The organism is Pseudoalteromonas sp. AWM4_233, from assembly GCF_056158285.1.
Genome location: NZ_JBSWSZ010000001.1, coordinates 2,076,865 through 2,101,601 on the forward strand (window position 1 = coordinate 2,076,865; position 24,737 = coordinate 2,101,601).

The following is a 24,737-nucleotide window of genomic DNA, read 5'->3' on the forward strand; positions in this document are numbered from 1 at the left end:
ACTCCTATCGCTGACCTAGCATAAAGTCACTGACTGCTTGATACTTTTCATCGTTACGGTCATATACTTTTGCACCATCAACGTAAACTTCTTGTGCTTTACTGTATACGCTGAACGGGTTTTTATCCCAAATTACAACATCAGCCTGTTTACCCGCTTCAAGTGAACCTGTTTTATCTGCAACACCTAGTGATTTAGCTGCATTGTAAGTGATCCACTTAATTGCATGTTCTTCAGTTAGGTTGAAACCATTTTGGTTCGCTGTGTACATGATTTTTGCAGCTTCTTGGTTTAGACGCTGAATTGTCGTGTCTGAATCTGAATGAACAACAGCACATGAGTTCTTAACTGCATCAACGATAGCCACGTTTTCTTGAACCATGTCATACGCTTCCATCTTGAAGCCCCACCAATCTGGCCAAAGCGCCGCACAGTTGCCGTTTTCGGCTAGTAAGTCAGCGACTTTATACGCTTCAATACCGTGGTGGAAAGTACCAGCGTGATAACCAAACTCTTTAGATAGGTCGATCATCATCGCCATTTCTTCTGCTTTATAACAGTGGTTATGGATCAGAATTTCACCGTCTAATACACCACGTAACGTATCGTACTTAATATCACGCTCAGGGGCTGTTGGGTTCAAACCAGCTTTATAAGCAGCTTCATATTGCTCCCAAGCCGCTTTATATTCAGTTGCTTCGATCCAAGCTTGACGGTAGCCAGCCATGTTACCCATACGCGTATATGGCGCAACGCCTTTACGGCCATAAACACGTTTCGGATTTTCACCACATGCCATTTTTAGACCGTATGGTGCATCAGGGAATTTCATTGCCTGCATGGTATGTGCTGGCACATTTTTTAGTGTTACTGCACGACCACCAAACAAGTTAGCTGAACCTGGTAAGATTTGTAGCGTAGTAATACCGCCTTCACGAGCACGGTTGAAACCAGGATCTTGTGGCCATACCGAGTGCTCAACCCATACTTCAGCAGTGTTCGGGCTGATCATTTCATTACCATCTTGGTGTGACTCAACCGATGGGCTTGGGTATGCGCCAAGATGCGAGTGAACATCTATGATACCTGGTGTTACCCATTTACCAGCTGCATTTACTGTAGTATCAGCTTGAACGGCTAAGTCTTTGCCTACTTGTTGAATCTTACCGTCAACAATATATACATCAGCACTTTCTAAACGCTCACCCGTGCCTGTCAGTACAGTGGCATCAGTAATTAACACTGATTTATTAGACACTGGCTTATAAGTACTCGGATATGGATTTTTTTCGATTGATACAAACTCTTTTTGCGGGCCTTTATCCTGACATCCAGATAAAGCTGCAGCAAGTGCAAGTACAACCGTAGACATTGCAAATTTTTGCATAAGGTTATCTCAGTTTGTTGATTTTAGTTTGTCATTAATAGGTTACGACGTGTGTAACTGTCACTGCAATGATTTACGATGAAATATTACATTTTTACGCCATATAACAAGCTTAAATATAAAAAGGTTTAAAAAGTGAGTTGTAAGAATTACCGAAAAGTATGTCGTAAATGAAACATTTTGCCATTCACCGTTGCAAATAAATACTTTCAGATAATATAAGGTACAAATTATGAAAACAGGCTGTTAATAATGAAATATCTACAATTTTTTTCAGTGTTGAATTTACATTTCAGGACTATAAAAACCAAGTAAAACAAGAGCTTAAATAGCTAGAAATATAAAACACATTTCATTACATTCTGTCGATTTTGTTTTACAGCATTCTGTTTAAGAACAGGCAATACTAAACCTGTATCTCATAAACACATGGAGCAAAATGATGAATACTTTAACTACATTAGGTGCAACTTTACTTCTAGCAACATCAACATTTGTAGCAACTAATGCAAATGCAACCGAATTTACAGCTGCTGACAACTCAATTGGCACTCAACTATGTATGGCAGTTGCGAAAGACGACAAACTAGCACTCTCGCAAAAAATGAAAGATGTGCGCATTAAAAAGCACTCACTAGTAAACAAGTTAACCTGTAATGATTTAAGCGTCGCTAAATTTGCCGCAACTTATGATTTAGAAAACAGTGCTAAATTTCTAAACCTTGATTTGAATACTGTAACCACGATTCGAGACTTAGCGGCTAAACGCGATCAGAAAGTACTGGTTGTTGCTGGTTCAAGATAACTGCGGGTATGATTTATATGTTTTACGAACAAAATGCGTCAAATTATCTTATTTGACGCATTCTATTCTCTAACCTAAAACCGCAGCGGCTAAACCGAACAAGCCGCCAAATACACCGCCCCAAACAACTAACCACCCCAAATGAGTTCTGATCATATTTTGAATAATGTCTTTCACCATCACAGGGGTTAACTCTGCAAGTCTGCCATCGACTGCTTTTTCAATGGTGGAAAATATTTTATCTGAGCCACCATGGCTAAATAGTTCGTCTTTTAATAACTGCTTAAATTTTTCTTCTTCGGTAATCTCTATTATCGCCCCTTGCATCTTCTCAGTGAATGACTCACGCATTGGCTCTAAGGCTTCTTTTCCGCCGAACATACCTAGCATCGGACCAAATTGAGACCCTTCAATCACAGTGACTAACTTATCGAAGGCTGGGCTTAAATCTACTTTCTCAATAACAGGTTTGAGATCTACGTCACCTTGACTTTCTAATACCGATTCTATTTTTTCTTTGGTAAAGAATTGCTCCAGAATGAGCGAGCGTATTGATGCTTTAAATTCTTTAAACTTTAGCGTGATAACACCGCTGCCATATAAAAAAGGGACTTTTTCAAACAACATATGGATTGCAATAAGGTTTGTCATTGCACCAGACAAAGCAAATATACCAACTGAAAATAAAATCGGTTGAGGGTAAAAATAGCCAATAAAAACCAGTAGACATGCAATTATGTTAGTAATGTAGCTCTTATTCATTTGTCCTCCCATGTTAAGGACACGGATTGTAACTATGCTTTTGCGCAAAATACAGATTCAATCACAAATATCATGGATATTTTTGTTTGCTTTTATTGAGTTATTTGAAATTTAAACCATAGTTTTAGTATTCAAATCGAAAAAGCTGAGCTGTCTTATGTGGCAATGTGTCAAACAACAAGTTTCCGCGGCCATTCATACCTCTTTTGAATTAACCCAAAAACACGCAATTACTACACACTCTGCTTTCAAGCACTATAAGATTTCTGATGATAACCACTGCTTTTTAGTCAAAGTTGCCCCAATAGAGCAAATTGAACTTTTCGAAGCCGAGAAGCACGCCAGAGATACCCTCACCAGAGATTCTGATTTCATCATTGCAGACACAATAACACTGGGCACCTCAAAAGAGTTTGCATTTATCGTATTAGAGTTTCTAGAAGATTTAACATCTCAGGATAATTGGTATCTATGCGGGCAAACCTTAGCAAAAATGCACATAAAGTGTGAGCAAGAAATGTTTGGCTCAGATGAAGATAACTACGTTATTGACCAACCTCAGCCAAATCAGTGGCATAAGAAATGGCACATATTCTTTGCTGAAGAACGGCTTGGCTGGCAACTACAACTCTTATCAGAACAGGCAATAAAACTGGTCGATATTGATGAATTTGTGCATATCATAAAGCCCCATATCCCTCATCACATTACACCGTCTTTATTACATGGCCATTTTTGGAAAGGAAATATTCGTTTCTATCATGGTAAGCCCATGTTGCTTGACCCTGCTTGTTATTACGGCGATAAACTTGTTGATATTGCAACAGCCGAACTATTCGCTACATTGCCTGATGAGTTTTATGCCGGCTATCAGTCAGTCTCAGCGATTAATTTATCGCCTATCTTAAAAGATATTTACCAACTCTACCCACTTTTAGTGTTAGCTAACCGTTTCTCTGGTGATTACATAAACCAATCGAAAGAGAAAATAAAACACATACTTGAACAGCTCTAAACTATACAAATTTTAACAACAATGTAATTCTCATGACAGCTGCTATATTTAAGTTACACTCTTTGATTTATGGAGGCTTCCATGAAGTCTTTATATCAACAACGTATTAGCTGTCCACATTGTGGCCATCATGTATTTGTCAGTTTAGATGCAAGCGAAGGCGATCAAGATATGTATGAAGATTGTGCTGCGTGTTGCAACCCCATTCACTTGAATATGCATATTGACTATGCACAAAATAAATTAGAGCTACATGTAGATAGCGATGACGAACAGATCTTTTAGATCTGTTCGCATAAACCATTATTGAATATGCTTTTGCATATAATTTTCTACTGTATTTACTATTGTGTAAGTTTGCTGGTCGACCTCAATATTAAGTTTATCACCTACTTGTGCAAGTCCCAGGTTGGTGATCGACAAGGTTTCTGGAATTAAGTGCAGCCAAAACCCGGTGTCAGTCATTTCTCCCACCGTTAAGCTTGCACCGTTAATACAGACAAAGCCCTTATACACTATGTACTTCAACCACGCTTTAGGTAAATCAAGCAGGATTTTGCAGTTATTGCCACTCACAACAATATCTTCAATTTCAGCCGTACAGTGAATATGACCTGAAACGATATGACCGCCGAGTTCAGTGCCAAATGTTACCGAGCGTTCTAAGTTTACAAACATGCCACGTTTTAACTCGCCAAGATTCGTCAGCTTCAGCGTTTCTTCAATTACATCAAAAACCACTTGCCCAACCACATCTTGTGGGTTTAATTCATAACTTACGACCGTTAAACAACATCCATTGATGGCAATACTTGCTCCTAAATCAAGGTGCTGTAAGTATTCAGAGCCAACTGACAATACCAGTCTAAGTACACCACCATTTAGGTTTGTTGAAATTACACTCGCTTTTGTTTGAATAATGCCTGTAAACATGAATACTCCTCTATCGTAATAAGGCAATCATACAGGAACGAAATAGCTGCAGTAAGCGATCATTTAAGTTATTTATCTCTTTTAATAGCTTATGGCTTATAACCAGATTAGAATTAGGGTTTTTACCGTCGTACCTTATGCAATTTAGTCTTTGGGAAGCCAAACGCCTTCTACAACTTGCCATACCTGTATTTTTTGCACAGATCATTCTTGTCTTGATGTCTGTGGTAGACACCATGATGGCAGGTCAAGTTAGTGCCAATGACCTCGCGGCTTTATCGATTGCAACTGGGGTATTAAACCCGGTTATTTTTTCTTTGCAGGGGATCTTACTGGCGTTGACCAGCGTGGTTGCCCACTGCCATGGCGCTAAAGACAAAAAAGGTATAAAACACTACTTTCAACAAAGCTTATTTTTAGTTGCCATATTAAGTGCATTGGTTTTTCTGTTCCCTCTTATTACCCCTTATATTTTTTCTAAACTTGGTGCGAAAGCTGAAATCATTAGCACCTCGCAAGCCTATATTGAATATGTAAAATGGGGCGTTTTAGGATTTTTGGTGTTTAACGTTTACCGAAACGTCTCAGAAGGCATTGGGCTGACTAAGGTGACTTTTTATATCAGCATTATCGGGCTGTTGGTAAACATAGTGGCTAACTATATTTTCATCTATGGAAAGTTAGGCATGCCGGCGATGGGGGCAGCTGGCTGTGGTGTGGCGACAAGTTTAGTGGCATGTGCGATGGCGTTGAGCCAAATTATTTATAGTTTTAATAGCAAAAAATTGAAAGGGAGATGGCTGGTAAGCCGCTTTGAAAAACCTAACTTTAAATCCATGTTTTATCTGACTAAACTTGGTTTTCCAATTTCAATGGCGACCTTTTTTGAAGTCACTTTATTTGCATGTATTCCACTGTTTATTGCTGATTTAGGTGCCATTATGGTATCTGGACATCAGATTGCTGCGAGTGTTACTGCCGTATTATTTATGATGCCTTTAAGTCTCTCTATGGCCATTGCGATCCGTATTGGTAACCTTTCAGGCCAACAAGCATACACAAAACTTAAAACGGCCATTTTTACGAGTTTTTGCTTAGCGGCAATGATCGCTTTCTTTGTCGCACTCGTTACATTTATATTTAGAGAGCCAGTTACTTACTTGTATACTCAAAACGAACAAGTTGCTCAGTTGGCAATGGGGATCATCATCTTAGCTTGTTTTTATCAGTTACCAGATGCCCTTCAAGTTGCAGCCAGCGGTGTACTCAGAGGCCTTAAACATACTCAGCCTATCATGGGTATCACTTTTGTCTCTTATTGGTTGATTGGCTTCGCGCTGGGCTATGTGCTGGCAAAAACAAATTGGCTGGTAGAACCTATGGGCGCGAAAGGGTTTTGGATTGGCATTATTCTTGGTTTATCTGTTGCCGCCTGTTTACTCTTACTTAGTGTGAGGTCTCGTCTTGCAAAAATGGTTACTAATTAGTAGTTTGCTGCTTCTCTCAGCGTGTACTGAGCAGGCTGTTGATATAAACGAAGATTATAAAGCGCGCTTAAATACCGTATTAGGTAATGCTCCTGATAAGCCGGTATTAAAAAATATCCAAGTGCCTGTTGTATCCCAGCTTGAATCGCAGTTTCAAATTTCTATACTCGAACTCGGTTCACTGGGGCACTGTAAGCTATCTAACTTAGTTGCAAAAAGAAATAATCAGCTAGGTAAAACGCAAGTTGCCAGTGAGCGGCTAAAGTATCAAATTCAGTTCATTAAACTTGCTAATGATTGCCTAAATGACCCGCTTACCAAAGATGAGTCACTAAAAGCTACACTTAAAAACGCAGCTGTAGAAAAGCAGCAAAACCTAATAAGCGAATTTAATTATATGCTTTTCAATGAAGCTGAATTAAAAGGTTTATTGCAACTTACTAGCGACTTTCTTCCTACAGACAGTAATCAATACAGCAGTGCTAGTGCTTTAGAAGCGTTAGATAACCTTCTGAATATACGCAAACAAATAGCTAGCAAAAAAACCAACTCTATCGATGCATCGTCAATCACTACATCGTTAGAAAAGTTGCACCAAAATCGATTTATTAGACAGCTTTTATCAAGTGCCCAATTGCAAATTGCCTACAACCAACAATTTACCGCTTGGATATCCGGTTTTGATTATATGAATTCTGTGTGTAGAGAAGGGAAAAGTAAGAAAGAGGCCCAAATCCTAAATACGATTTTCAATAAATTTTATTTAAATAAAATTCAGGGATATCAGGCCGACTTAACAGGACTACTCGAAAAGACCTCTCCTATGTTGTTTGAATTGTGGCAATCACATCCTGAACTGTCAGAGTTAGTCGATGTTGAAAGTAAGAACTCGTTACTTAACCAATTAAAACAAACAAGCAAAGAGCATGTTATATGGTGGCAAAATTTTTATAAAGCGTGTGACATTAGACCGTTGTGAACAAAAAAACTGCAATTAAACAAAATTTTAGCTTCAACGCTTGAACATTTTATTTCAGCGCTATATATTAGCCGCCGTTGCTTAGGAACTTCCTAGCATTGTACAACCGTAGCTCAGTTGGTTAGAGCACTACCTTGACATGGTAGGGGTCGGTGGTTCGAATCCACTCGGTTGTACCAACTATTCTTTTATACAACCGTAGCTCAGTTGGTTAGAGCACTACCTTGACATGGTAGGGGTCGGTGGTTCGAATCCACTCGGTTGTACCAACACACTAAATAACTTCTAGTAAAATTAGCATTTACACCCTCTTTGTATAAACGCCTAAATCGTTTTGTTTTGCAAAGTACATAGCTTCATCAGCAATATGAATCAACTTTTTCAGAGATAATTGCTCATACGTAGACATTTTGGCAATACCTATACTTACCCCAAAATTTAACGCTAGAATATTTTCAGAAACGCTGCCAATAATTGCGTGGTGAATTCTCTTTGCTACTGATTCTCCATCATCTTCTGATGTATTTTCCATAATGATAATAAATTCATCACCGCCAAACCTCGCCGAAATATCGCTTTTACGAGTTTGCTTTTGAATTATCTTAGCGACATGAACAAGTAATTCATCGCCAGCTTTGTGACCTAGTTCGTCGTTGACGCGTTTAAACTTGTTTAGATCCATGAATAGCACAGAGCAATTCATTTCATTTCTGGCGCAAAGTGATAAAAAGTTTTCACCAGCTTCGTTTAAGAAAGCCCGGTTATGGAGACGAGTGAGTTCATCATGTGTCGCACTAAATATTAATTGCTCTTCTAATTTCAGCTTTTCCATTGCAACTGATGTTATAAGAGCTGCTACTTGTACAATTTCAATTTCAGCTTCCGTCGGAGACTTTGCTTCATGATGATAAATCGCAAACGTCCCCATTACCTCTTTGTGAGAATCAGTGAAAGGAATAGACCAACATGCATGTAGATTAGCTTGTTGGGTAAGCGCTAAATAAGGTTGCCAATTTGCGTGCGAATTTATATTTTCAACAATAACAGGCTTGTTTAAAAATGCTGCTGCGCCACAGCTACCCACATTTTCGCCTATTTTCACGCCTTCAATAGCATCGTTATAGAAATCAGGTAGGTTATTTTCGGCACCACTGTGGAGTGTATTGTGCTCTTTATTTAAAGTTAGAATAGAAACCTTACAGCCAGGCAAAAATCGTTCTACTGTTCCGATCACTTCTTTGAGAAAAGGAGCGATATCCGAACTCAATGCTAAATCACTTAAAAGGCGATTAAATTGCCTATGAACTGTTAATAAAAATAAATTTTGGTCCAAAACTACACCATCTAACAAATTAATAACCTGCGAATAGAACCATGCCCTAACTCACGTATTTTCTACAATTAAAGTATACGCTAAACAATGAAAAATAGTGCACTTTTGCATCATTTAGCATAAACATGTTCTGTATAACACTGAATTAATTAGTTGTAGTTTACAGTCAAATTTATACTTTTTCTTTAAATTCTAATACGGTAGCGTTAATACAGTATCTGTCTTGTCCTCTTGGACCTTCGCCTTTAAAAACATGACCTAGATGAATGCCGCTTGATTTAGAACGTATTTCAATTCGTTGCATACCAAAACTATTGTCGTCATGGTAAGTGACACTGTCTTTTACAGGACGAGTAAACGACAACCAACCTGTACCTGAGTTGAACCGTTTTGATGTTTCAAACAATGGCGCACCGCTTAGTTTATCAATAAACACGCCCTCACCTGTTTTCTTGAACAGATCGTATTCTTTACAAAACGGTCTGTCAGTTCCCTTTTGAAAAGCCACTTCATAGGCTTCTGACTCACCTAATTTAAATGCACCCAGCGCTTGATAAAAGTCTTCACGGGTCATATAACCCTGAAAACCAGCCACTTCTTTACCATTTTCAAAAAATAAAATGGTAGGCGTTGCCCAAGTCGCTGAACGAACCACTAAACCGTCAAGTTGATCTGCATAGCGATAAGTTAATGGAATGGTGCCTTGATAATCGTTCAGTACGGTGGATTTGAGTTTTTCACAATATGGGCAGTAATTGCGAGAATCAATGATCACCACTTGCTTGCCCACCAGCAATGAACTGTTATCAACTTTATTTGGTTTTGTTTGCTTAAACGTCACACCAGTAGAATGATCAGGGCAGTAACCATTTGGGTTTTTAGCAATGTAGTTTTGATGATATTCTTCGGCACGATAAAACTGCTCAAGTGGTTTCACTTGGGTCTTTATTTCTCCATAGCCAGCCTTGCTTAATAAGTTCTGAAACTCTGTTTTTGCTTCATTGATCACTGAAAGCTGTTCAGGTGTGTTATACAAAATAATTGAACGGTACTGAGTACCAATGTCATTGCCTTGACGATTTTCTTGTGTTGGATCGTGCTTTTCAAAAAAATGTTCAAGCAATGCACGTGTACTGAGCATATTAGCGTTGTAAGTAACTTTCACGACTTCAGCATAATTATTGTCATCAAAACGTCGTTTACGTTTGATGATCTCTTTATAGGTTGCTTTAAAGCCTCGGCCATCTGCATAACCAGACTCAGCGTCTAAGACCCCTTCTAACTGTTCATAGCCTTTTTCAGCCCCCCAGAAACATCCCGAACCCAGCACCAATGTTTGAATATGAGAAGTTGCATTGTCTTTATCCATTGCATTTGAAAATAGAGGAAAAAATAGCAAGGCAGACAGAATCGTAATTATTACTTTCATTTAATTGACCTAAAATGTGCTTGAAACTTATTAACTATGACCTTGTGGGTGTGAATTTACTTTCATCCACCGTTTAAACTCGTAAATTGAACGACATTGAGTGTCTTTTTTTTCGAATTTAATGTAAAAAGCCAACAAATTATTTATCTAGGAATGTACTATGAAATTTGTTTCACAGATCAGTGCAATCGCGTTAGCAGTTTCTGCTTCAAGCGCATTTGCAGCAGACTTCAATTTCAACTCTAAATTAAGCAAGGGTGATGCGCTTGTTGTTTTCCAAGCAGGCGAAGCAGCAACACAATTTGATTTCTTAGATAGAGATACCAAAAAACAAATTAATCGCGCTATCAAAACAGCTGAATTCAAAGGTGCTTACGGTAAAACATTAGAAGTAATCGCACCAGTTGACAGCGATTACGGCCGCATCTTAGTGGTTGGTTTAGGTGAAGAAGACAAGCTTGACTCAGCAAAAATGGCTAAGCTTGGTGCTAACTTACACGCTAAACTTGAAGGTAAAAAAGTAAATAAAGCGACAATTGCGTTTGAAGATGTAAAAGGCGCAGTGAGCAACGCTGACCTTGCAGCACAACTTGCACACGGTGCAAACTTACGTGATTACACGTTTGAGCTATACAAAAAAGAGCCAAACAAATTTAACGTAACTTACAACATCGATGTAGCTAACAAAAAAGCAGCATCGAAAGCGTACCAGCAACTAGCAAACATCGAAAAAGGTGTATTTTTAGCACGTGATCTAACGTCTGAAGTACCAACTGAAATGACACCTGTTGATTTCGCTAAAGCAGCAAAAGAGCTTGAGCAATACGGCGTTAAAGTAACTATTTTAGAGCCTGCAAAACTTAAAGAGCTTGGTATGGGCGCACTTGAAGGTGTTGGCCGTGGCTCTAAAGACGGTTCACGTCTTGTAGTTGCACACTATGAAGGTAATAACAGCACACCAATCGCACTTGTTGGTAAAGGTATTACATTCGATTCAGGTGGTTACAGCATCAAAACTGGTTCATCTATCAACCGCATGAAATCTGACATGGCAGGTGCTGCAGCGGTACTTGGTACTGTTAAAGCAATGGCACTAAGCAAAGCAGACGTAAACGTAGTTGCGGTTATGGGTATGGCTGCAAACATGGTTTCTGAAAACTCAATCGCACCGGGTGATGTACTTCGCACAGCGGAAGGCATTAGTGTTGAAGTATTAAACACTGACGCTGAAGGTCGTTTAGTATTAAGTGACGCTATGTGGTACGCACGTGAATACTACAAGCCAGAGATCATGATTGATGTAGCAACACTAACTGGTTCTAAGATCCGTGCAGTAGGTAACCGTTACTCTGCAATCTTCTCAGATGACCAAACGCTAGTTGACCAAATCACTGTTGCTGGTAAGCAAGTAAACGAGCCAGTATGGCGTTTACCATTAGGCTACAAAGACATGCTTAAGTCACCAATTGCTGACATCGCAAACATTGGTTCAGGTGGCCCAGGTGCAACAACTGCAGCATCATTCTTACAACACTTTGCAGGTGATACACGTTGGTTACACATCGATATCGCGGGTAACGCTTTAACTAACTCTGCAAAAGATGAAATACCAGCAGGCGGCACAGGTTACGGTGTTCGTATGCTAAGTAACTGGCTTTTAACTAACAAGCAGTAATAACTGCTGCAGTTAAAACAGTTCATCTAAAAAGCCACATCTATTTATAGATGTGGCTTTTTTGTATTGGTGAATCGCTAAGGTACTCAAGACTTGCCTGTTATGACACAATAAGAAAATAAATATAATAATCGGAACAACCATGACCTGCGTGCAATGCTATCAACTCAGTGAACAAGCATTAGTTCTATCAATTGACGGATTAATTACTCAGGAAGTACGACAAAAAATCTTTGCTCTTGCACAAACCGCAAACAATACCAATGATTTTTTTGACATAGTTCCAGCCAACTCATCTATTACCTTCTACCTCAATGACTTTACTCGAGCTGATTATTGGTTAGAACAACTAATCACCCTATGGGAAAAAAGTGAACCTGAAGCATTCACACCGAAGACACATCTAATCGATACCTTCTATGGCGGTGATTACGGCCCTGACTTAAATGAGGTGTCTGAGCTTACCGGTTTAAACCAAAAACAAGTCGTCGAGTTACATGCATCGAAAGAGTATCAGGTCGGATTTTTAGGCTTTTTACCTGGGTTTGGTTATTTAGAGTCTCTCCCAGAGCAACTTAGGTTGCCTCGAAAAGCCACGCCAAGGGCGCATGTACCTTCACTCAGTGTTGCAATAGCAGAATCTCTTACTGCTATTTACCCGTCTAGCTCTCCAGGAGGTTGGCACCTTATAGGCCGGTGCGAACGACCCTTATTTGAGCCGCATGCTGATTCGCCAAGCTTGTTAGCACCCGGTGATATTGTGAGATTTATTCCTAAGGAGCACCGCTAATGCTAAAAGTGATCAAACCCGGCGTTTTCAGCAGCATTCAAGATTTAGGTCGTAAAGGTCATCGTCATTTAGGTGTCTCACAATCTGGCGTACTAGATCCAATCGCATTAAAGGCAGGCAATGCACTACTAGGAAATAAAGAAACAGCCGCCTGTATTGAAATTACTGTTGGTCTGGCTGAATTTGAATTTACTCAGCCATGTAATTTTGCCATTACTGGTGGCAACCTGAATGCAAAACTTAATTCTAAAGCCCTCTACCCTGGATGGCGCTACCATGCAAAAGCGGGCGACATCATTAAATTTGCCAGTCACCCAGAGTTTTTACGCGCCTATTTATGTGTAGAGAATGGTTTCAATGTACCGAATCTAATGAACTCTCGCAGTACCGACTGCCAATCCAAATTTGGCGGTTTCGAGGGTAACGCTTTGCAAAAAGGTGATGTCATTCCCTTCTCTGAAAGCTGTGTTCCTTGTTCAGAGCTGGCTATAAAGCCTACTGACTATACAAACGTGGTAAGAGTACTCAAAGGCCCACATTGTGATATCTTGCCAGAGAATTATTTGGCACAGCTTTTATCGAAAAATTGGACGATCAGCGATTTGAGTAATCGTATGGGTGCCCGTTTAGAGCATCCCACACTGTTACCGCACCAAAAAAGCATTGACTCGCAAGGTGTTCATCCCGGCGTTATACAATTACCGCCAACAGGCACTCCGATTGTTTTGCTCAATGACTGCCAAACAACAGGTGGCTATCCAATTATTGCCTCTGTGATCCAAGCAGACTTACGTCATTTTAGCCAATTAGCGCCAACTAAAACTTGTCGCTTTGAGCTGGTAGATTTTGATGTGGCTAAGACTGCATTGAAAAAACAAGAACAAGAAATAACGCGGTTCAAAATCGCAAAACAACAATTAGAAAATAAGAAGTAACATCATGTTTGATTTAAACTATATGCCGCTGATTGGCATTCTAGTCGTTGTGGTTGGCTTTGCCTTAAAGTTCAACCCACTACTGGTTGTGACCGCGGCAGGTCTTGCCACTGGTATAGCCGTGGATATGGACTTTATCGCCTTAATCGAAACCTTTGGCGAAAAGTTTATGAACTCCCGCCAACTCGCTAGCTTTTTACTTATCTTGCCTGTGATAGCTATTCTAGAACGCTACGGTCTGCAGCAGCGCGCAAAAACTTGGATTGCTAACATTAAAGGGGCAACGACCACCCGCATTTTAAGCATGTATTTTGTGGTACGAGAATGCTCTGCGGCTCTAGGCCTTTTAAGCCTAGCGGGCCAAGCGCAAACAGTTCGCCCATTACTTGCCCCTATGGCATTAGGTGCCGCCGCGAATACGCATGGTGATTTACCTAAACCAATTAAAGACTTAATTAGTGCCCACGCCGCGGCTTGCGACAACATTGCGGTGTTTTTTGGTGAAGATATATTTATTGCTTTTGGCGCTGTACTTTTGATGGACGCCTTCTTAAAAGAAAATGGCATTGCGGGCATTGAACCGCTACACATTGGTCTTTGGGCTATTCCAACTGCTATCGCCGCTTTAATCGTTCACCTGTTCCGTCTTGCGCGCTTTGAAGCAAAAATTAGAAACCTCATTGCAGAGCATAAATCACAGCAAACGAAAAACGCTGAGGGGGCATTATCATGAGTGCGCCAGTAAACGAGAATACAGTGAATAGCACAGCCATTATTTCAATTGAAAACATCTATCTTTTGATTGGCTTTGTTGTGATGTTTTTAGTAGTTAAAACTCTACAAGATAAACAACATCCCCAAAAATACACCACTGCCCTATTTTGGTTCTTGTTTGGTAATGTATTTTTATTTGGTGATCTCTCAATAAAATTAATTGGCGAGTCTCTCACCTATCAGTGGGTTGGTTTTAGTGTCATCGCCATTGCCTTACTTGCTGGCTTTGGCAAAGTCTCGATGGGCTATTACCATCAGCCATCAGAAGAGCAACTTGAAAGTGACGCTAAGCGAATAGGCAATAAGTTGTTTGTGCCCGCAGTTTTAATCCCAGTCGTCACTGTGGTCTGTACATTGCTTTTAAGTAATTTGAACATTGCTGAGGTGTATTTATTTGACCAAAAACATGTAACGCTTGCTTCACTCACACTGGCATGTGGTGTTGCACTGATTGTTGCTTGGCGTTTTACCTCAGGCTCGCCCTTCCAAGCACTCTCTGAATCGCGCCGGTTGGTTGATTCAATTGGCTGGGCGGCAATTTTACCGCAAATGCTCGCCATGTTAGGTGGCGTATTTATCGTAGCCAACACTGGCACTGCAATACAAGATCTTGTGAAGCTATTTATCTCGCCAGATAATCGCTTCATGTTAGTCGTGTTGTACTGTGTTGGTATGGCGCTATTTACCATGATCATGGGTAATGCGTTTGCGGCTTTCCCGGTGATGACTGCGGGTGTCGCTCTGCCATTTTTAATTGAAGGCCACGGCGCTGCCGCAGCACCGCTTGTTGCCATAGGTATGTATTCTGGTTACTGCGGTACGCTGATGACACCAATGGCTGCAAACTTTAATATTGTGCCTGCCGCACTACTTGATTTAAAAGACAAATATCAAGTTATCAAAGTGCAGATCCCAACGGCTATTGCATTACTCATTATCAATATTTTCTTAATGTACGGAGTGATCTTTAATGACTAAACAGACCAAGAGCGAATTAAAGACCGTGCTCCTGACGGGTTTTGAACCCTTTGGTGGCGAAAGTATTAACCCATCATGGCAAGCAGTAAAACAATTACACGGTCAAAGCATTAATGACCACCAGGTTGAATGTGTAGAGCTTCCTTGTGAGTTCGGGCGCTCCCTTGAACACTTATATCAAGCGATAGAAAAACATCAGCCAAGCTTAGTGTTGTGCATTGGTCAAGCAGGCGGACGCTCTCATATTTCGATAGAACGTATTGCCATTAATATCGATGATGCCCGCATTGCTGACAATGCGGGTAATCAACCAATCGATACCACCATTATTGATGATGCACCTGCGGCATATTTTGCCAAGCTGCCTATCAAAACCATGTTTAAAGGCTTGATAGAAGCAGGCATTCCAGCAGAAGTGTCAAATACGGCAGGCACTTATGTGTGCAACCATGTGATGTTTGGCTTACTGGATTATATAGCGCGCCATTTTGGTGAGAACGACGAATCAATCCGAGGTGGCTTTATCCATATTCCATTTTTGCCAGAGCAAGCTGCGCACCACAGTGGTGCACCAAGCATGAGTCAAACAACGGTTGTTGATGCACTTAAGCTATTGATAAAAAATGGACTTTCAAGCGAACCTGATCTCAAAATTGCCGCTGGCACCACACATTAATCAAAGCACTTCACCCTCTTTTTCATATTGGTGCAATAGTGCTTTGCTATTGCACCAGCTTTGACATAAAAAATTCATTTTAAGCCTAATTATCTATGTGACTTAACTAAAATTTTCTGTTAGTTATAGAGGCTGTACCTGCGCAATTTTACAATTCTTTAACTATGCCTGACAAAAAAGGCAATGCGCAGACAGCAATTAACAGGAATGAGGTAATTATGTGTTCTATTTTTGGAGTACTAGAACTTAAGACAGATCCCGCTCAGTTGCGAACACAAGCAATTGAGATGTCTAAAAAGCTGCGACATCGAGGCCCAGATTGGTCAGGTGTCTATTCATCAGATAAAGCCATTTTAGTCCATGAGCGCTTAGCAATCGTTGGCGTTTCAAGTGGTGCGCAACCACTATACAACCCTGAGAAAACCCATATTCTCGCAGTCAACGGTGAAATTTATAACCACAAAGAACTTGCTGCGAATTTAACCACTGACTTTGAATTTCAAACCGAATCAGATTGCGAAGTCATCTTGGCGCTATACAAACAAAAAGGCCCTGAGTTTTTAGACGATCTGAACGGTATTTTCGCTTTCTGCCTATACGATGAAGAAAACGATGCTTATTTAATTGGTCGTGACCACATTGGTATTATTCCACTTTATACGGGTCGTGATCAGCACGGCAACTTTTATGTTGCCAGTGAACTGAAAGCGCTAACACCGATTTGTACCAGCATTGAAGAGTTTCCTCCGGGTCATTATCTATATTCAAAAGAAGGGTCGCTACATAGCTACTATCAACGTGACTGGCAGTCATTTGATGCGGTAAAAGACAATCCAGCCAGTGCTGAAGAAGTAAAAGACGGTCTTGAAGCTGCAGTTAAACGCCAACTTATGTGTGACGTGCCTTATGGCGTATTACTGTCTGGCGGCTTAGATTCATCGGTTATTTCAGCAATAACGCAAAAGTTTGCCGCTAAACGTATTGAAGACAACGATGAGTCAGATGCATGGTGGCCTAAACTACACTCTTTTTCGATCGGTCTTGAAGGCTCACCTGATTTAGCTGCGGCGCAAAAAGTTGCAGATGAAATTGGTACTGTGCATCACCCTATTCATTTTACTGTTCAGCAAGGCTTAGATGCACTACGAGAAGTGATCTATCATCTAGAAACTTATGATGTGACTACGGTACGTGCATCGACGCCAATGTATTTAATGTCGCGTCAAATCAAAGCCATGGGCATTAAAATGGTGCTTTCAGGCGAAGGGGCTGATGAGCTATTTGGCGGTTACTTATACTTCCATAAAGCGCCAAATGCGCAAGAATTCCATGAAGAGTTAAACCGTAAAGTTTCAAAACTGCATATGTTTGACTGTTTACGTGCTAACAAATCAATGGCCGCTTGGGGTGTTGAAGCGCGCGTTCCATTCTTGGACAAAGAATTCGTTGATATTGCCATGCGCACCAACCCTGATTACAAGATGTGTAAAGATGGCCGCATTGAGAAGCATATCGTTCGTGAAGCATTCGACGGCTATTTACCTGATGAAGTGTTATGGCGCCAAAAAGAGCAGTTCTCTGATGGCGTAGGCTATTCTTGGATTGATTCTTTGAAAGAATTTGTTGAAGAGCAAGTATCTGATTCTGAACTTGAAAATGCGCAATATCGCTTCCCTATCAATACCCCTGATAGCAAAGAAGCCTATTTCTATCGCACAATCTTTGAAGAGCACTTCCCAGGTGAAGCCGCTGCGAAATGTGTACCACACGGAAAATCAGTTGCCTGTTCGACACCGCAGGCTTTAGCTTGGGATAAAGCATTCCAAGAAAATGCCGACCCATCTGGTCGCGCAGCAAAAGTGCATAACGATGCATATTAAATTTTACGTTTTACTCTAAACAAAACGCAGCCCAAGGCTGCGTTTTTATTTACTCGGGGAATAGTCCCTGACTTCTAGCTTTTCACTCTCAAATCATAAAACCCAATTCAGTATCAAAAATGACCCCATACCTATAACCACCACTGCCAAGGTATTTTTAATTTTTAAACTCGCCAACACTGTAATTAATCCAGCATACAAAAATGGACTCTGGAAAAACGCAGCGCCTTCGGTTTTATGTCCTAAAAACACAATCGGCACCCACATTGCAGTTAACACTGATGGTGCTGTGTACTGCAACAATTCTTGTATTTTCGGGCTCAAGTTAATTTGTAGTGACTTCATAAAAAATAGATATCGACATGAGAAAGTGATCACTGTCATTAATACTATCAATAGATCGTTACTCATCACTTTGTTCCTGTTTAACTGAGCATCTCGCGGTACTCTTTCTTGCAAAGTAATAACCCGCAAACATACCGATAAAAGTCGATGCAATTAACGCATACTCAAATGCTAACAACTCTAAAACCAACACTGAGACACCACTTGCCAATACCGACATCAATACGGGTTTGTCTTTTATAGCTGGCACCACCAATGCGATGAAAGTTGCCGCAATCGCAAACTCCAATCCGTAGGCTTGCAGATTCTCTATGTTATTTCCAGCCACTATGCCCACCAGCGTGGCTAGATTCCACATCACATAAAAGGCGATACCCGACGCAACCGCATACACGTAACAAAAACGTTTATGCTTTGCTATGAAGGCGTTGGTCAACGCAAACATTTCATCTGTTAAGAAGAAGGCAAAAACGATACGTTTAAACAAGGGTAAATCTTTCACGTAACTCTGAAAAACCGCTGAATACAATAAATGGCGAGAACTTATTACAAATGTTGAAGATAAAATCGGCATGGCAGGGCTACCCAAGCCGATTAATTGCATGCCCGCTAACTGCGCGGCTCCAGCAAAAACGAACAAAGACATGGCTTGTGCTTGCCAAGGCGACAACCCAACTTGAATGGCTAAAGAACCACATAAGATCCCCCACGGGATCACAGCCACACAGAGCGGGAACATATCAATGAACCCGCGCACAATAATACTCAAATTACCTTGTTGATTTTCAGCTTGCATAGGTGCTGTACTGTTTAATTCTTCTATTAGGGGTTTGGATGATGCCATATTTTAAGCTCAACGATGAATAGTACGTCGTTAAAGCATAAGCAGTGTTCAAAACAATTTATTGTACAAAGTTGCGCTCGTTAAATTGCTTTATACCCATACTCTTAAATAAGTGATCTATTTTGAAGATTTGTATTATCTAGGCTACTACTGACGTGAGTTGAAACTGCTTAGGCGTTGTGCCTAATGCTTTTTTGAAATGACGATTGAAATGACTTTGGTCGTGAAAACCACAGCCGATAGCGGTATCTAAAATAGATGCACCAGCGCGAAGCATCTTCTTTGCTTTGATAAGCCTTGCTTGAATTTGATAGGCATGGGGCGTAATACCAAATGCCTGACTGAATTGGCGCACAAAGTGAAATTTACTACAGCCAACTACATTCGCTAGCTGCTCTAACGAGACATTAACTTGAGTATATTCGTCTAAAAACTCTCTCGCGAGTTTGAGTTTTTGCACATCAACACTGGCTGCTTTTACTGCTTCGACATGACGGCCATAGCCAGACGCCAATTGTGCCAACGTGCTGTATAACAGCGTTTCAATAAGTAATTTAGATGCCCCATTTTCAATCTGTTCGAATACACATCTGAGCTGGGCCGCTATTCGAGCATCTTCAATCACAGAGTCTTTAAAATAAGGTTTGAGGCTTTGATTATTTACTAAATCTTTAGAGATTTGATTAAAGTGCTCCACAGTCGGATAAAGGGCTTTATATTTCCAGCCACCCGCCGTTGCTGTTTCGCCTGTATGCACGTCATCAGCATTAACTAGAATAATGCTATTTTCAGCCGCAACATGATTTGCCCCACTGCGATAAAAACGTTGCGCCCCCTGCTCAATCAAGCCAATGGTATAGCCTTCATGAACATGCTTTGAAAAGGTTTGTCGCTCGTATTGTGCATCGACCACTTCAAGGCCGTTTAATACATCGGCGTAGTGATATTTTGCCTGCTCTTTTGCCAACCGATTTGCCTCTAAATAATGGTATTTCTTTTATAACACTATTTGAGCAATCTGTTTTGTACAAAATTGCTGTTTCAATGCCCTATTTTATAAACCACACCTCTGTAGCACCGACTTTATCTCGGGTCAAAAGCAGCAAATCCACAAAGAAGCATCAACCCTCTTCACGAATTCTAAAACCTCAGTAGCACCGACTTTATGTTGGGTCAAAAGCTGCAAATCCACAAAGAAGCATCAAGCCTCTTCACAAATTCTAAAACCTCGGTAGCACCGACTTTATGTCGGGTTAACCCCCATAAAAAAAGCGTTGAGTTCATAACTCAACGCTTTCTCTATTTCGATAAAAGAAACCGTTAATTTAAACGCTTATTTTTCAATCCAAGGTGTGACTAATACAGGCTTTGCACTCATAGAATCACTGGTAAATCTAAAGTCATCGCCTTCCCAGCTGTCTTCCACAGTAAATTTACACACGTTATTCGCGCAGCTGACACCCGGCTGATTGAAAGCAACCTGATTATCAAACTTCACCGAGACCCCTTTCTGTGATGGTAATAAAAAGCTCATTAACTTACTTACAAAGAAGCCAGATAAGTCCGATAACAGTTCATCAAACTCATGATGAAGCTGATAAATGTCAGCTTTGGTCAAATTTTCTAACCCAAAGTGCTCAGCTTCAATCTGAAACTTTAACTGGCAATCATGCTTTGGGTTTTGTGGTTCAATGACCAATACCGCTTTATCTTTATCTAGTTTGTCGTCGTAAGGGAGTAGTAATTGCGCATCTTCAGTGTAAGTTAAAGGCGTTTCACTGTTCTCGGTCACAATTTTACCTTTGGCAATTTTGCACGGCTCAAGGGTGGCAATATCAACAATGTAAAAATTAACGCGGGCAAACTCGAATTCACCTTTTTCGATCACCTTCAAACGGTCGTGAAAGCCATCGTAAGACACCACAAAGTTATCGGCCATAGCTGGTTGGGCAAACCCAATAGCCGCTAACGCGAGCGCAAAAAATTTATTCTTCATTAAAATAAGCCTTGTTCTGACGGATCATGTCATTTAATTCTTCAATATACGCATCACCGCGCTCAGAATAAGAAAGCAGGCCTGCTGTCAACTCTGTTGCATCGATTGGCTTTTTCTCAGCACGTAATTGTGCACGCTTTGCTCTTAGCTCGGTGTACGCATTATGGGTGTTTAAATTTCTAAAATACGATTTAACACTGGCTCTCACTGACTTAAACGCTGCAACTTCATGGGCTGCTTCGTCTGCACGTCTTTTAGGAACCAAACCGCAGCCCTTCTTGTAACACCACTGTCCAAAAAAGTTAAGGCCAATTCGCGCAAACCTTGATGTACCCCAAGCTGATTCATTAGCTGCCTGCATTAACGCCAATTCTTTTGGAATAATATCAACATGTATCAATGCATTTTGTAGGCTTTCGACTGTATAGTCAGCATCGCCCAAACGGTAATAAGCAAAAATATCGTCTAGTTTTTTAACTTGTGTTGAGGTCAACTCTTCTTCAAATTGCAGCATCATTAATGCAATCTCAATCGACGCGCGTTGCTGCAAAATAGCTTGGTTTTCTTTTACTACATGCGGTTTTATGAAATCAAAGAATGCCTTTTTCTTGGCTCTCACATCTTTGATATTTGCAAAGTCTGGTAACTCTACATCATGAAGTGGTTTTTCTACTTCCACTTTTTTTACTGGTTGCTGTTCTTGAACAGTCGCTTCAACCACCTCTTCAATCACTTCTTCAGGCTGAATAAATGGATAAATCAAACCATAAATTGCAACCACAGCAATAACCAGTTTAAGTAAATTTCTTAGCATTTTTTCTCCGATAAAACAGCACATTCCCCGCTTCCATGAATGGGTTGTTACCTGCTAAACACCACACTTTATGCGTTGCGAAAAGCAATTGTAACCTGCACTATGTATACTATTAATGAACTCAAAAGCGCGTAATTATATATAAATTCGCCAAAAAACGCGAATGACCCCAAATTACGCTGAGATTATGTCATTATTTTGATACACAAGAATGAGGAATATTCGAGGATTTATGGACTTGATTTGGCAGCAAAGACGATGTGAACAACGTAAAAATAGACCTAACGATAACCGCTCAGCTTTTCAAGTTGACCGCTCTCGTATTATTCATGCAGCCGCTTTCAGGCGACTGCAAGCCAAGACGCAGATCATGTCGATTGGCGTTAACGACTTTTACCGTACCCGACTAACCCACTCGCTCGAAGTTGCACAAATTGGTACCGGCTTATTACGCCACTTACAAAATAGCCATCCCGATTTTTCGCTGTTTCCTAGCACAAGCTTAATTGAAACCTTATGTTTAGCCCACGATATCGGCCACCCACCATTTGGTCATGGCGGCGAAACTGCACTGAACTTTATGATGCGTAAACATGGGGGTTTTGAGGGCAACGCCCAAACACTGCGAATCGTTGCCAAACTTGAGCCTTACTCAAAAGGGTTCGGCATGAATCTGACGCGCCGCACCTTACTGGGCTTTATAAAATATCCGGCATTAATCAACCAGCTATGGCACTCACAAGCAGAGCACGACCCTGCTTCGCCATTTATTACAGCCCATCACTGGCTGCCAGCCAAAGGCGTGTATAACTGTGACCAAGACATTTTTGACTGGGTACTCGCACCTTTCTCAAATGCCGATAAAGATTTACTACAATCCAATAAACCTTGGGATGACTTTAGAAATAAAACCCAATTTAAGTCACTCGATTGCGCCATCATGGAAATGGCCGACGACATCGCCTATGCGGTTCACGACTTAGAAGACGCCATTGCCACAGAAACATTGTCAGCCTCAGATTGGCACAACTATGCCATGCCAAAGCTCAAAGCGCTCGATTCACCTTGGTTAAAACAAAACTTAGATGCACTTACTCAGCGCTTATTTTCAGACGATGAATCGCTCAGAAAAGACGCCATTGGCGAACTTGTAAACTTATTCATTGTAAACAGCAGCATGCAAACACAAAACGACGCATTTGAATCAGACTTACTTAAAAACACTGTGAAACTCGAACCCGAGTTTGCAGCAATTCTGCAAGTGTTAAAAATCTTCGTGTACGAACGACTCATCCGCGAGCCCAAGATGCAGCAAATAGAATTCAGCGGCCAAAACCTGTTGATGGATTTATTCAAAGCATTCGCCAGCGATCCGATGCGACTGCTGCCACACACGACTCAGGTAATCTTTGAAGAAGCACCTGATGAAAATGCCAGGATGCGTGTGCTGACCGACTACCTATCGGGCATGTCTGATGAATATGCGAGAAAGACACATGCGAGATTGTTTGCTGGAGCGGTTTAAAAGAAGAGTCATTGAGGCTCTATGATTTAATGGGCCTCCAAGAAAATAACTATTATGAATTGAAGCTTTAGAATCGAAGTTTTGGAGAAACAAAATCAATACAGTTATCACAAAAGAACTCAAACTAATGATGACACTTGGTATATCACTCATCATGGCCATGTTTGTTCTGATATGGGCAAGAAGCGAAAGCCCTGTCTATAGACCACTTATTCAAGACATGCGCTTGGTAGACTCGGTGAAGATTGCCGATGTATTAGATCAAGAACGTATTCAGTATCATGCTGATGTTAAAAACCACATGCTTTATGTTAATCAAGCACAATCTGAACTTGCACGCATCTCACTGGCTAAAATTGGGTATGTTATTGAGTATCCAGAAATCACTAAACACGCTGATTTAAATAAAGCTTATGACGAATTCATCAAACAGAAGAAGTTACAAGAAGAAAATGGAGAGATATGGCAAAGGCCTTGGTTTTTTAAAACGTTTAAGTTAGCACTCGGTGCGATTGTCTTAATCATACTAATTTTGTCTGTTGCAAGACCTGCCCTAATGGCGATAATAAATGAAGACGATGAAACTTAACTCTCACACTCTGTTTTGCCTCAATAAACAACAAGCGCTGCACAGCTTTCACTCAATATTTAAAGGCATCTTGATGTCGTTTATTCCATTCATGGTGTTGTTTTGGTCTAACGAATCAAGTTATGTATCAATTGATTTATATTACTTCTATACCTCAATTATCTTTGTTGGCCTCTTTTACTTTATTTTTTCAATTATTGGCTGGATTATTTTCGGCTTACCGACTCATTTTATTGCAATTAGGTTTTTTAATGGTAGTCATTGGTGCTATTTAGGTGGTTTTCTTTTATTCAACGGCATGTTCATATTCATTTCAGGGGGTATAGAAACACAGTGGTTTTACAGCGGTGTAGCTGGGCTGCAAATTGCGCTATTTTTATGGTGCTTTAAGAGGAGAATTTAGTAGTAAAAAAGATGAGCGATTAAAGCGTATTTTAAGATAAAAGAGAAAATGAGTTAAAAATTAAAATGTTCGAAAATATTTGAAGGGCTAAGGAAAAGCTGGTCGGCATAGCAGGATTTGAACCTGCGACCCCTGACACCCCATAATTACTAAATTGAAGAAATTCACTTGTTTATTTACCCTTTTAAAATTTTAAAAAGTGAAATTTATGATTTAATAAAATAAATAAGTTACATGTAATTTTTACACAGGATATTTTGAGGTTAAATGGTAGGTTTAGCCATTGAGCATGGATCTACCCAACGGCTTATTGTGCGTCTAAATTCTGAACCTATTTCTTTATTAAGGCCCACAAACGCTACGATATGGGGCGCAAAATGCAT

Annotated in this window: 25 protein-coding genes and 2 tRNA genes; 17 read left to right on the forward strand and 10 right to left on the reverse strand. The window is 40.4% G+C overall.

What is annotated here, in order from left to right:
- Nucleotides 1–4 precede the first annotated feature (4 nt).
- The gene (locus ACXAC4_RS09205; protein ID WP_138568355.1) at nucleotides 5–1,387 is read right to left on the reverse strand and encodes an amidohydrolase; all 1,383 of its coding nucleotides are present in this window, start codon (nucleotides 1,385–1,387) and stop codon (nucleotides 5–7) included.
- A 439-nt stretch (nucleotides 1,388–1,826) separates the two neighbouring features.
- On the opposite strand from ACXAC4_RS09205, the gene ACXAC4_RS09210 reads away from it, so the two are divergent.
- The gene (locus tag ACXAC4_RS09210) at nucleotides 1,827–2,192 is read left to right on the forward strand and encodes a DUF3718 domain-containing protein (protein WP_475160811.1); all 366 of its coding nucleotides are present in this window, start codon (nucleotides 1,827–1,829) and stop codon (nucleotides 2,190–2,192) included.
- Nucleotides 2,193–2,261: 69 nt separating this feature from the next.
- Here the strand turns inward: ACXAC4_RS09210 and ACXAC4_RS09215 are convergent, their stop codons facing one another.
- Entirely contained in the window at nucleotides 2,262–2,954 is a 693-nt protein-coding gene (locus tag ACXAC4_RS09215) for a DUF445 domain-containing protein (RefSeq protein ID WP_475160812.1), read from the reverse strand.
- A gap of 157 nt (nucleotides 2,955–3,111) precedes the next feature.
- Here ACXAC4_RS09215 and ACXAC4_RS09220 point away from each other — a divergent pair, with 157 nt between their 5' ends.
- Together ACXAC4_RS09220 and ACXAC4_RS09225 are read left to right on the forward strand one after the other, a co-directional pair.
- Nucleotides 3,112–3,969, forward strand: coding sequence for a fructosamine kinase family protein (locus tag ACXAC4_RS09220; RefSeq protein WP_475160814.1), 858 nt, complete (start codon nucleotides 3,112–3,114; stop codon nucleotides 3,967–3,969).
- An 81-nt stretch (nucleotides 3,970–4,050) separates the two neighbouring features.
- Entirely contained in the window at nucleotides 4,051–4,254 is a 204-nt protein-coding gene (locus tag ACXAC4_RS09225) for a CPXCG motif-containing cysteine-rich protein (protein ID WP_138478534.1), read from the forward strand.
- Nucleotides 4,255–4,272: 18 nt separating this feature from the next.
- Here the strand turns inward: ACXAC4_RS09225 and ACXAC4_RS09230 are convergent, their stop codons facing one another.
- On the reverse strand, nucleotides 4,273–4,902 hold the full coding sequence (locus ACXAC4_RS09230; RefSeq protein ID WP_475160815.1) for a riboflavin synthase subunit alpha: 630 nt from the start codon (nucleotides 4,900–4,902) through the stop codon (nucleotides 4,273–4,275).
- A 137-nt stretch (nucleotides 4,903–5,039) separates the two neighbouring features.
- Between ACXAC4_RS09230 and ACXAC4_RS09235 the strand changes: the two genes are divergently transcribed.
- The 4 genes from ACXAC4_RS09235 to ACXAC4_RS09250 all read left to right on the forward strand — a co-directional run bounded on the left by ACXAC4_RS09235 (nucleotide 5,040) and on the right by ACXAC4_RS09250 (nucleotide 7,637).
- Nucleotides 5,040–6,389: an MATE family efflux transporter gene (locus ACXAC4_RS09235; RefSeq protein ID WP_475160817.1), complete on the forward strand. Its 1,350-nt coding sequence runs from the start codon at nucleotides 5,040–5,042 to the stop codon at nucleotides 6,387–6,389.
- Nucleotides 6,367–7,368: a DUF3080 family protein gene (locus ACXAC4_RS09240; protein ID WP_475160819.1), complete on the forward strand. Its 1,002-nt coding sequence runs from the start codon at nucleotides 6,367–6,369 to the stop codon at nucleotides 7,366–7,368. Before ACXAC4_RS09235 ends, ACXAC4_RS09240 begins: the two co-directional genes overlap by 23 nt.
- A 102-nt stretch (nucleotides 7,369–7,470) precedes the next feature.
- Nucleotides 7,471–7,547 (forward strand) — tRNA-Val (locus ACXAC4_RS09245).
- A gap of 13 nt (nucleotides 7,548–7,560) precedes the next feature.
- Nucleotides 7,561–7,637: transfer RNA gene (locus ACXAC4_RS09250), tRNA-Val, on the forward strand.
- Between the two features lie 32 nt (nucleotides 7,638–7,669).
- Here the strand turns inward: ACXAC4_RS09250 and ACXAC4_RS09255 are convergent.
- Complete coding sequence (locus tag ACXAC4_RS09255) at nucleotides 7,670–8,719, reverse strand: sensor domain-containing diguanylate cyclase (protein WP_475160821.1); 1,050 nt, start codon at nucleotides 8,717–8,719, stop codon at nucleotides 7,670–7,672.
- 154 nt (nucleotides 8,720–8,873) lie between these two features.
- Nucleotides 8,874–10,070: a peptide-methionine (S)-S-oxide reductase MsrA gene (msrA, locus tag ACXAC4_RS09260; RefSeq protein WP_475164086.1), complete on the reverse strand. Its 1,197-nt coding sequence runs from the start codon at nucleotides 10,068–10,070 to the stop codon at nucleotides 8,874–8,876.
- 220 nt (nucleotides 10,071–10,290) lie between these two features.
- On the opposite strand from msrA, the gene ACXAC4_RS09265 reads away from it, so the two are divergent.
- The 7 genes from ACXAC4_RS09265 to asnB all read left to right on the forward strand — a co-directional run bounded on the left by ACXAC4_RS09265 (nucleotide 10,291) and on the right by asnB (nucleotide 17,838).
- Entirely contained in the window at nucleotides 10,291–11,805 is a 1,515-nt protein-coding gene (locus tag ACXAC4_RS09265; protein WP_475160824.1) for a leucyl aminopeptidase, read from the forward strand.
- Nucleotides 11,806–11,947: 142 nt separating this feature from the next.
- Complete coding sequence (pxpB, locus tag ACXAC4_RS09270) at nucleotides 11,948–12,595, forward strand: 5-oxoprolinase subunit PxpB (protein WP_475160827.1); 648 nt, start codon at nucleotides 11,948–11,950, stop codon at nucleotides 12,593–12,595.
- Nucleotides 12,595–13,530, forward strand: coding sequence for a 5-oxoprolinase subunit C family protein (locus ACXAC4_RS09275; RefSeq protein ID WP_475160829.1), 936 nt, complete (start codon nucleotides 12,595–12,597; stop codon nucleotides 13,528–13,530). Before pxpB ends, ACXAC4_RS09275 begins: the two co-directional genes overlap by 1 nt.
- Nucleotides 13,531–13,534: 4 nt before the next feature.
- Nucleotides 13,535–14,263: a DUF969 domain-containing protein gene (locus ACXAC4_RS09280; RefSeq protein ID WP_138561679.1), complete on the forward strand. Its 729-nt coding sequence runs from the start codon at nucleotides 13,535–13,537 to the stop codon at nucleotides 14,261–14,263.
- A complete protein-coding gene (locus tag ACXAC4_RS09285) occupies nucleotides 14,260–15,282 on the forward strand; it encodes a DUF979 domain-containing protein (RefSeq protein WP_475160830.1) in 1,023 nt (340 codons plus the stop codon). Before ACXAC4_RS09280 ends, ACXAC4_RS09285 begins: the two co-directional genes overlap by 4 nt.
- The gene (gene pcp, locus ACXAC4_RS09290; RefSeq protein ID WP_475160833.1) at nucleotides 15,275–15,958 is read left to right on the forward strand and encodes a pyroglutamyl-peptidase I; all 684 of its coding nucleotides are present in this window, start codon (nucleotides 15,275–15,277) and stop codon (nucleotides 15,956–15,958) included. The genes ACXAC4_RS09285 and pcp overlap by 8 nt, the downstream gene beginning before the upstream one ends.
- A 218-nt stretch (nucleotides 15,959–16,176) precedes the next feature.
- A complete protein-coding gene (gene asnB / locus ACXAC4_RS09295; RefSeq protein WP_138478511.1) occupies nucleotides 16,177–17,838 on the forward strand; it encodes an asparagine synthase B in 1,662 nt (553 codons plus the stop codon).
- Nucleotides 17,839–17,931: 93 nt separating this feature from the next.
- On the opposite strand, the gene ACXAC4_RS09300 is transcribed toward asnB, so the two are convergent.
- The 5 genes from ACXAC4_RS09300 to ACXAC4_RS09320 all read right to left on the reverse strand — a co-directional run bounded on the left by ACXAC4_RS09300 (nucleotide 17,932) and on the right by ACXAC4_RS09320 (nucleotide 21,837).
- Nucleotides 17,932–18,249, reverse strand: coding sequence for an AzlD domain-containing protein (locus tag ACXAC4_RS09300; protein ID WP_475160836.1), 318 nt, complete (start codon nucleotides 18,247–18,249; stop codon nucleotides 17,932–17,934).
- Nucleotides 18,242–19,027, reverse strand: coding sequence for an AzlC family ABC transporter permease (locus ACXAC4_RS09305; RefSeq protein WP_475160838.1), 786 nt, complete (start codon nucleotides 19,025–19,027; stop codon nucleotides 18,242–18,244). The genes ACXAC4_RS09300 and ACXAC4_RS09305 overlap by 8 nt, the downstream gene beginning before the upstream one ends.
- A 139-nt stretch (nucleotides 19,028–19,166) precedes the next feature.
- On the reverse strand, nucleotides 19,167–19,994 hold the full coding sequence (locus ACXAC4_RS09310; protein ID WP_475160841.1) for an AraC family transcriptional regulator: 828 nt from the start codon (nucleotides 19,992–19,994) through the stop codon (nucleotides 19,167–19,169).
- A 366-nt stretch (nucleotides 19,995–20,360) separates the two neighbouring features.
- A complete protein-coding gene (locus ACXAC4_RS09315; protein ID WP_475160842.1) occupies nucleotides 20,361–21,023 on the reverse strand; it encodes a DUF2987 domain-containing protein in 663 nt (220 codons plus the stop codon).
- The gene (locus ACXAC4_RS09320; RefSeq protein ID WP_475160844.1) at nucleotides 21,013–21,837 is read right to left on the reverse strand and encodes a glucosaminidase domain-containing protein; all 825 of its coding nucleotides are present in this window, start codon (nucleotides 21,835–21,837) and stop codon (nucleotides 21,013–21,015) included. Before ACXAC4_RS09320 ends, ACXAC4_RS09315 begins: the two co-directional genes overlap by 11 nt.
- Nucleotides 21,838–22,069: 232 nt before the next feature.
- On the opposite strand from ACXAC4_RS09320, the gene ACXAC4_RS09325 reads away from it, so the two are divergent.
- From ACXAC4_RS09325 to ACXAC4_RS09335, 3 genes are all read left to right on the forward strand, one after another.
- Nucleotides 22,070–23,362 (forward strand): anti-phage deoxyguanosine triphosphatase, encoded by a 1,293-nt coding sequence (locus ACXAC4_RS09325; protein ID WP_475160846.1) that lies wholly within the window; start codon nucleotides 22,070–22,072, stop codon nucleotides 23,360–23,362.
- A 127-nt stretch (nucleotides 23,363–23,489) separates the two neighbouring features.
- Nucleotides 23,490–23,951, forward strand: a complete 462-nt coding sequence (locus ACXAC4_RS09330) for a hypothetical protein (protein ID WP_475160848.1) — start codon at nucleotides 23,490–23,492, stop codon at nucleotides 23,949–23,951.
- On the forward strand, nucleotides 23,932–24,354 hold the full coding sequence (locus tag ACXAC4_RS09335; protein WP_475160849.1) for a hypothetical protein: 423 nt from the start codon (nucleotides 23,932–23,934) through the stop codon (nucleotides 24,352–24,354). The genes ACXAC4_RS09330 and ACXAC4_RS09335 overlap by 20 nt, the downstream gene beginning before the upstream one ends.
- Nucleotides 24,355–24,737 lie beyond the last annotated feature (383 nt).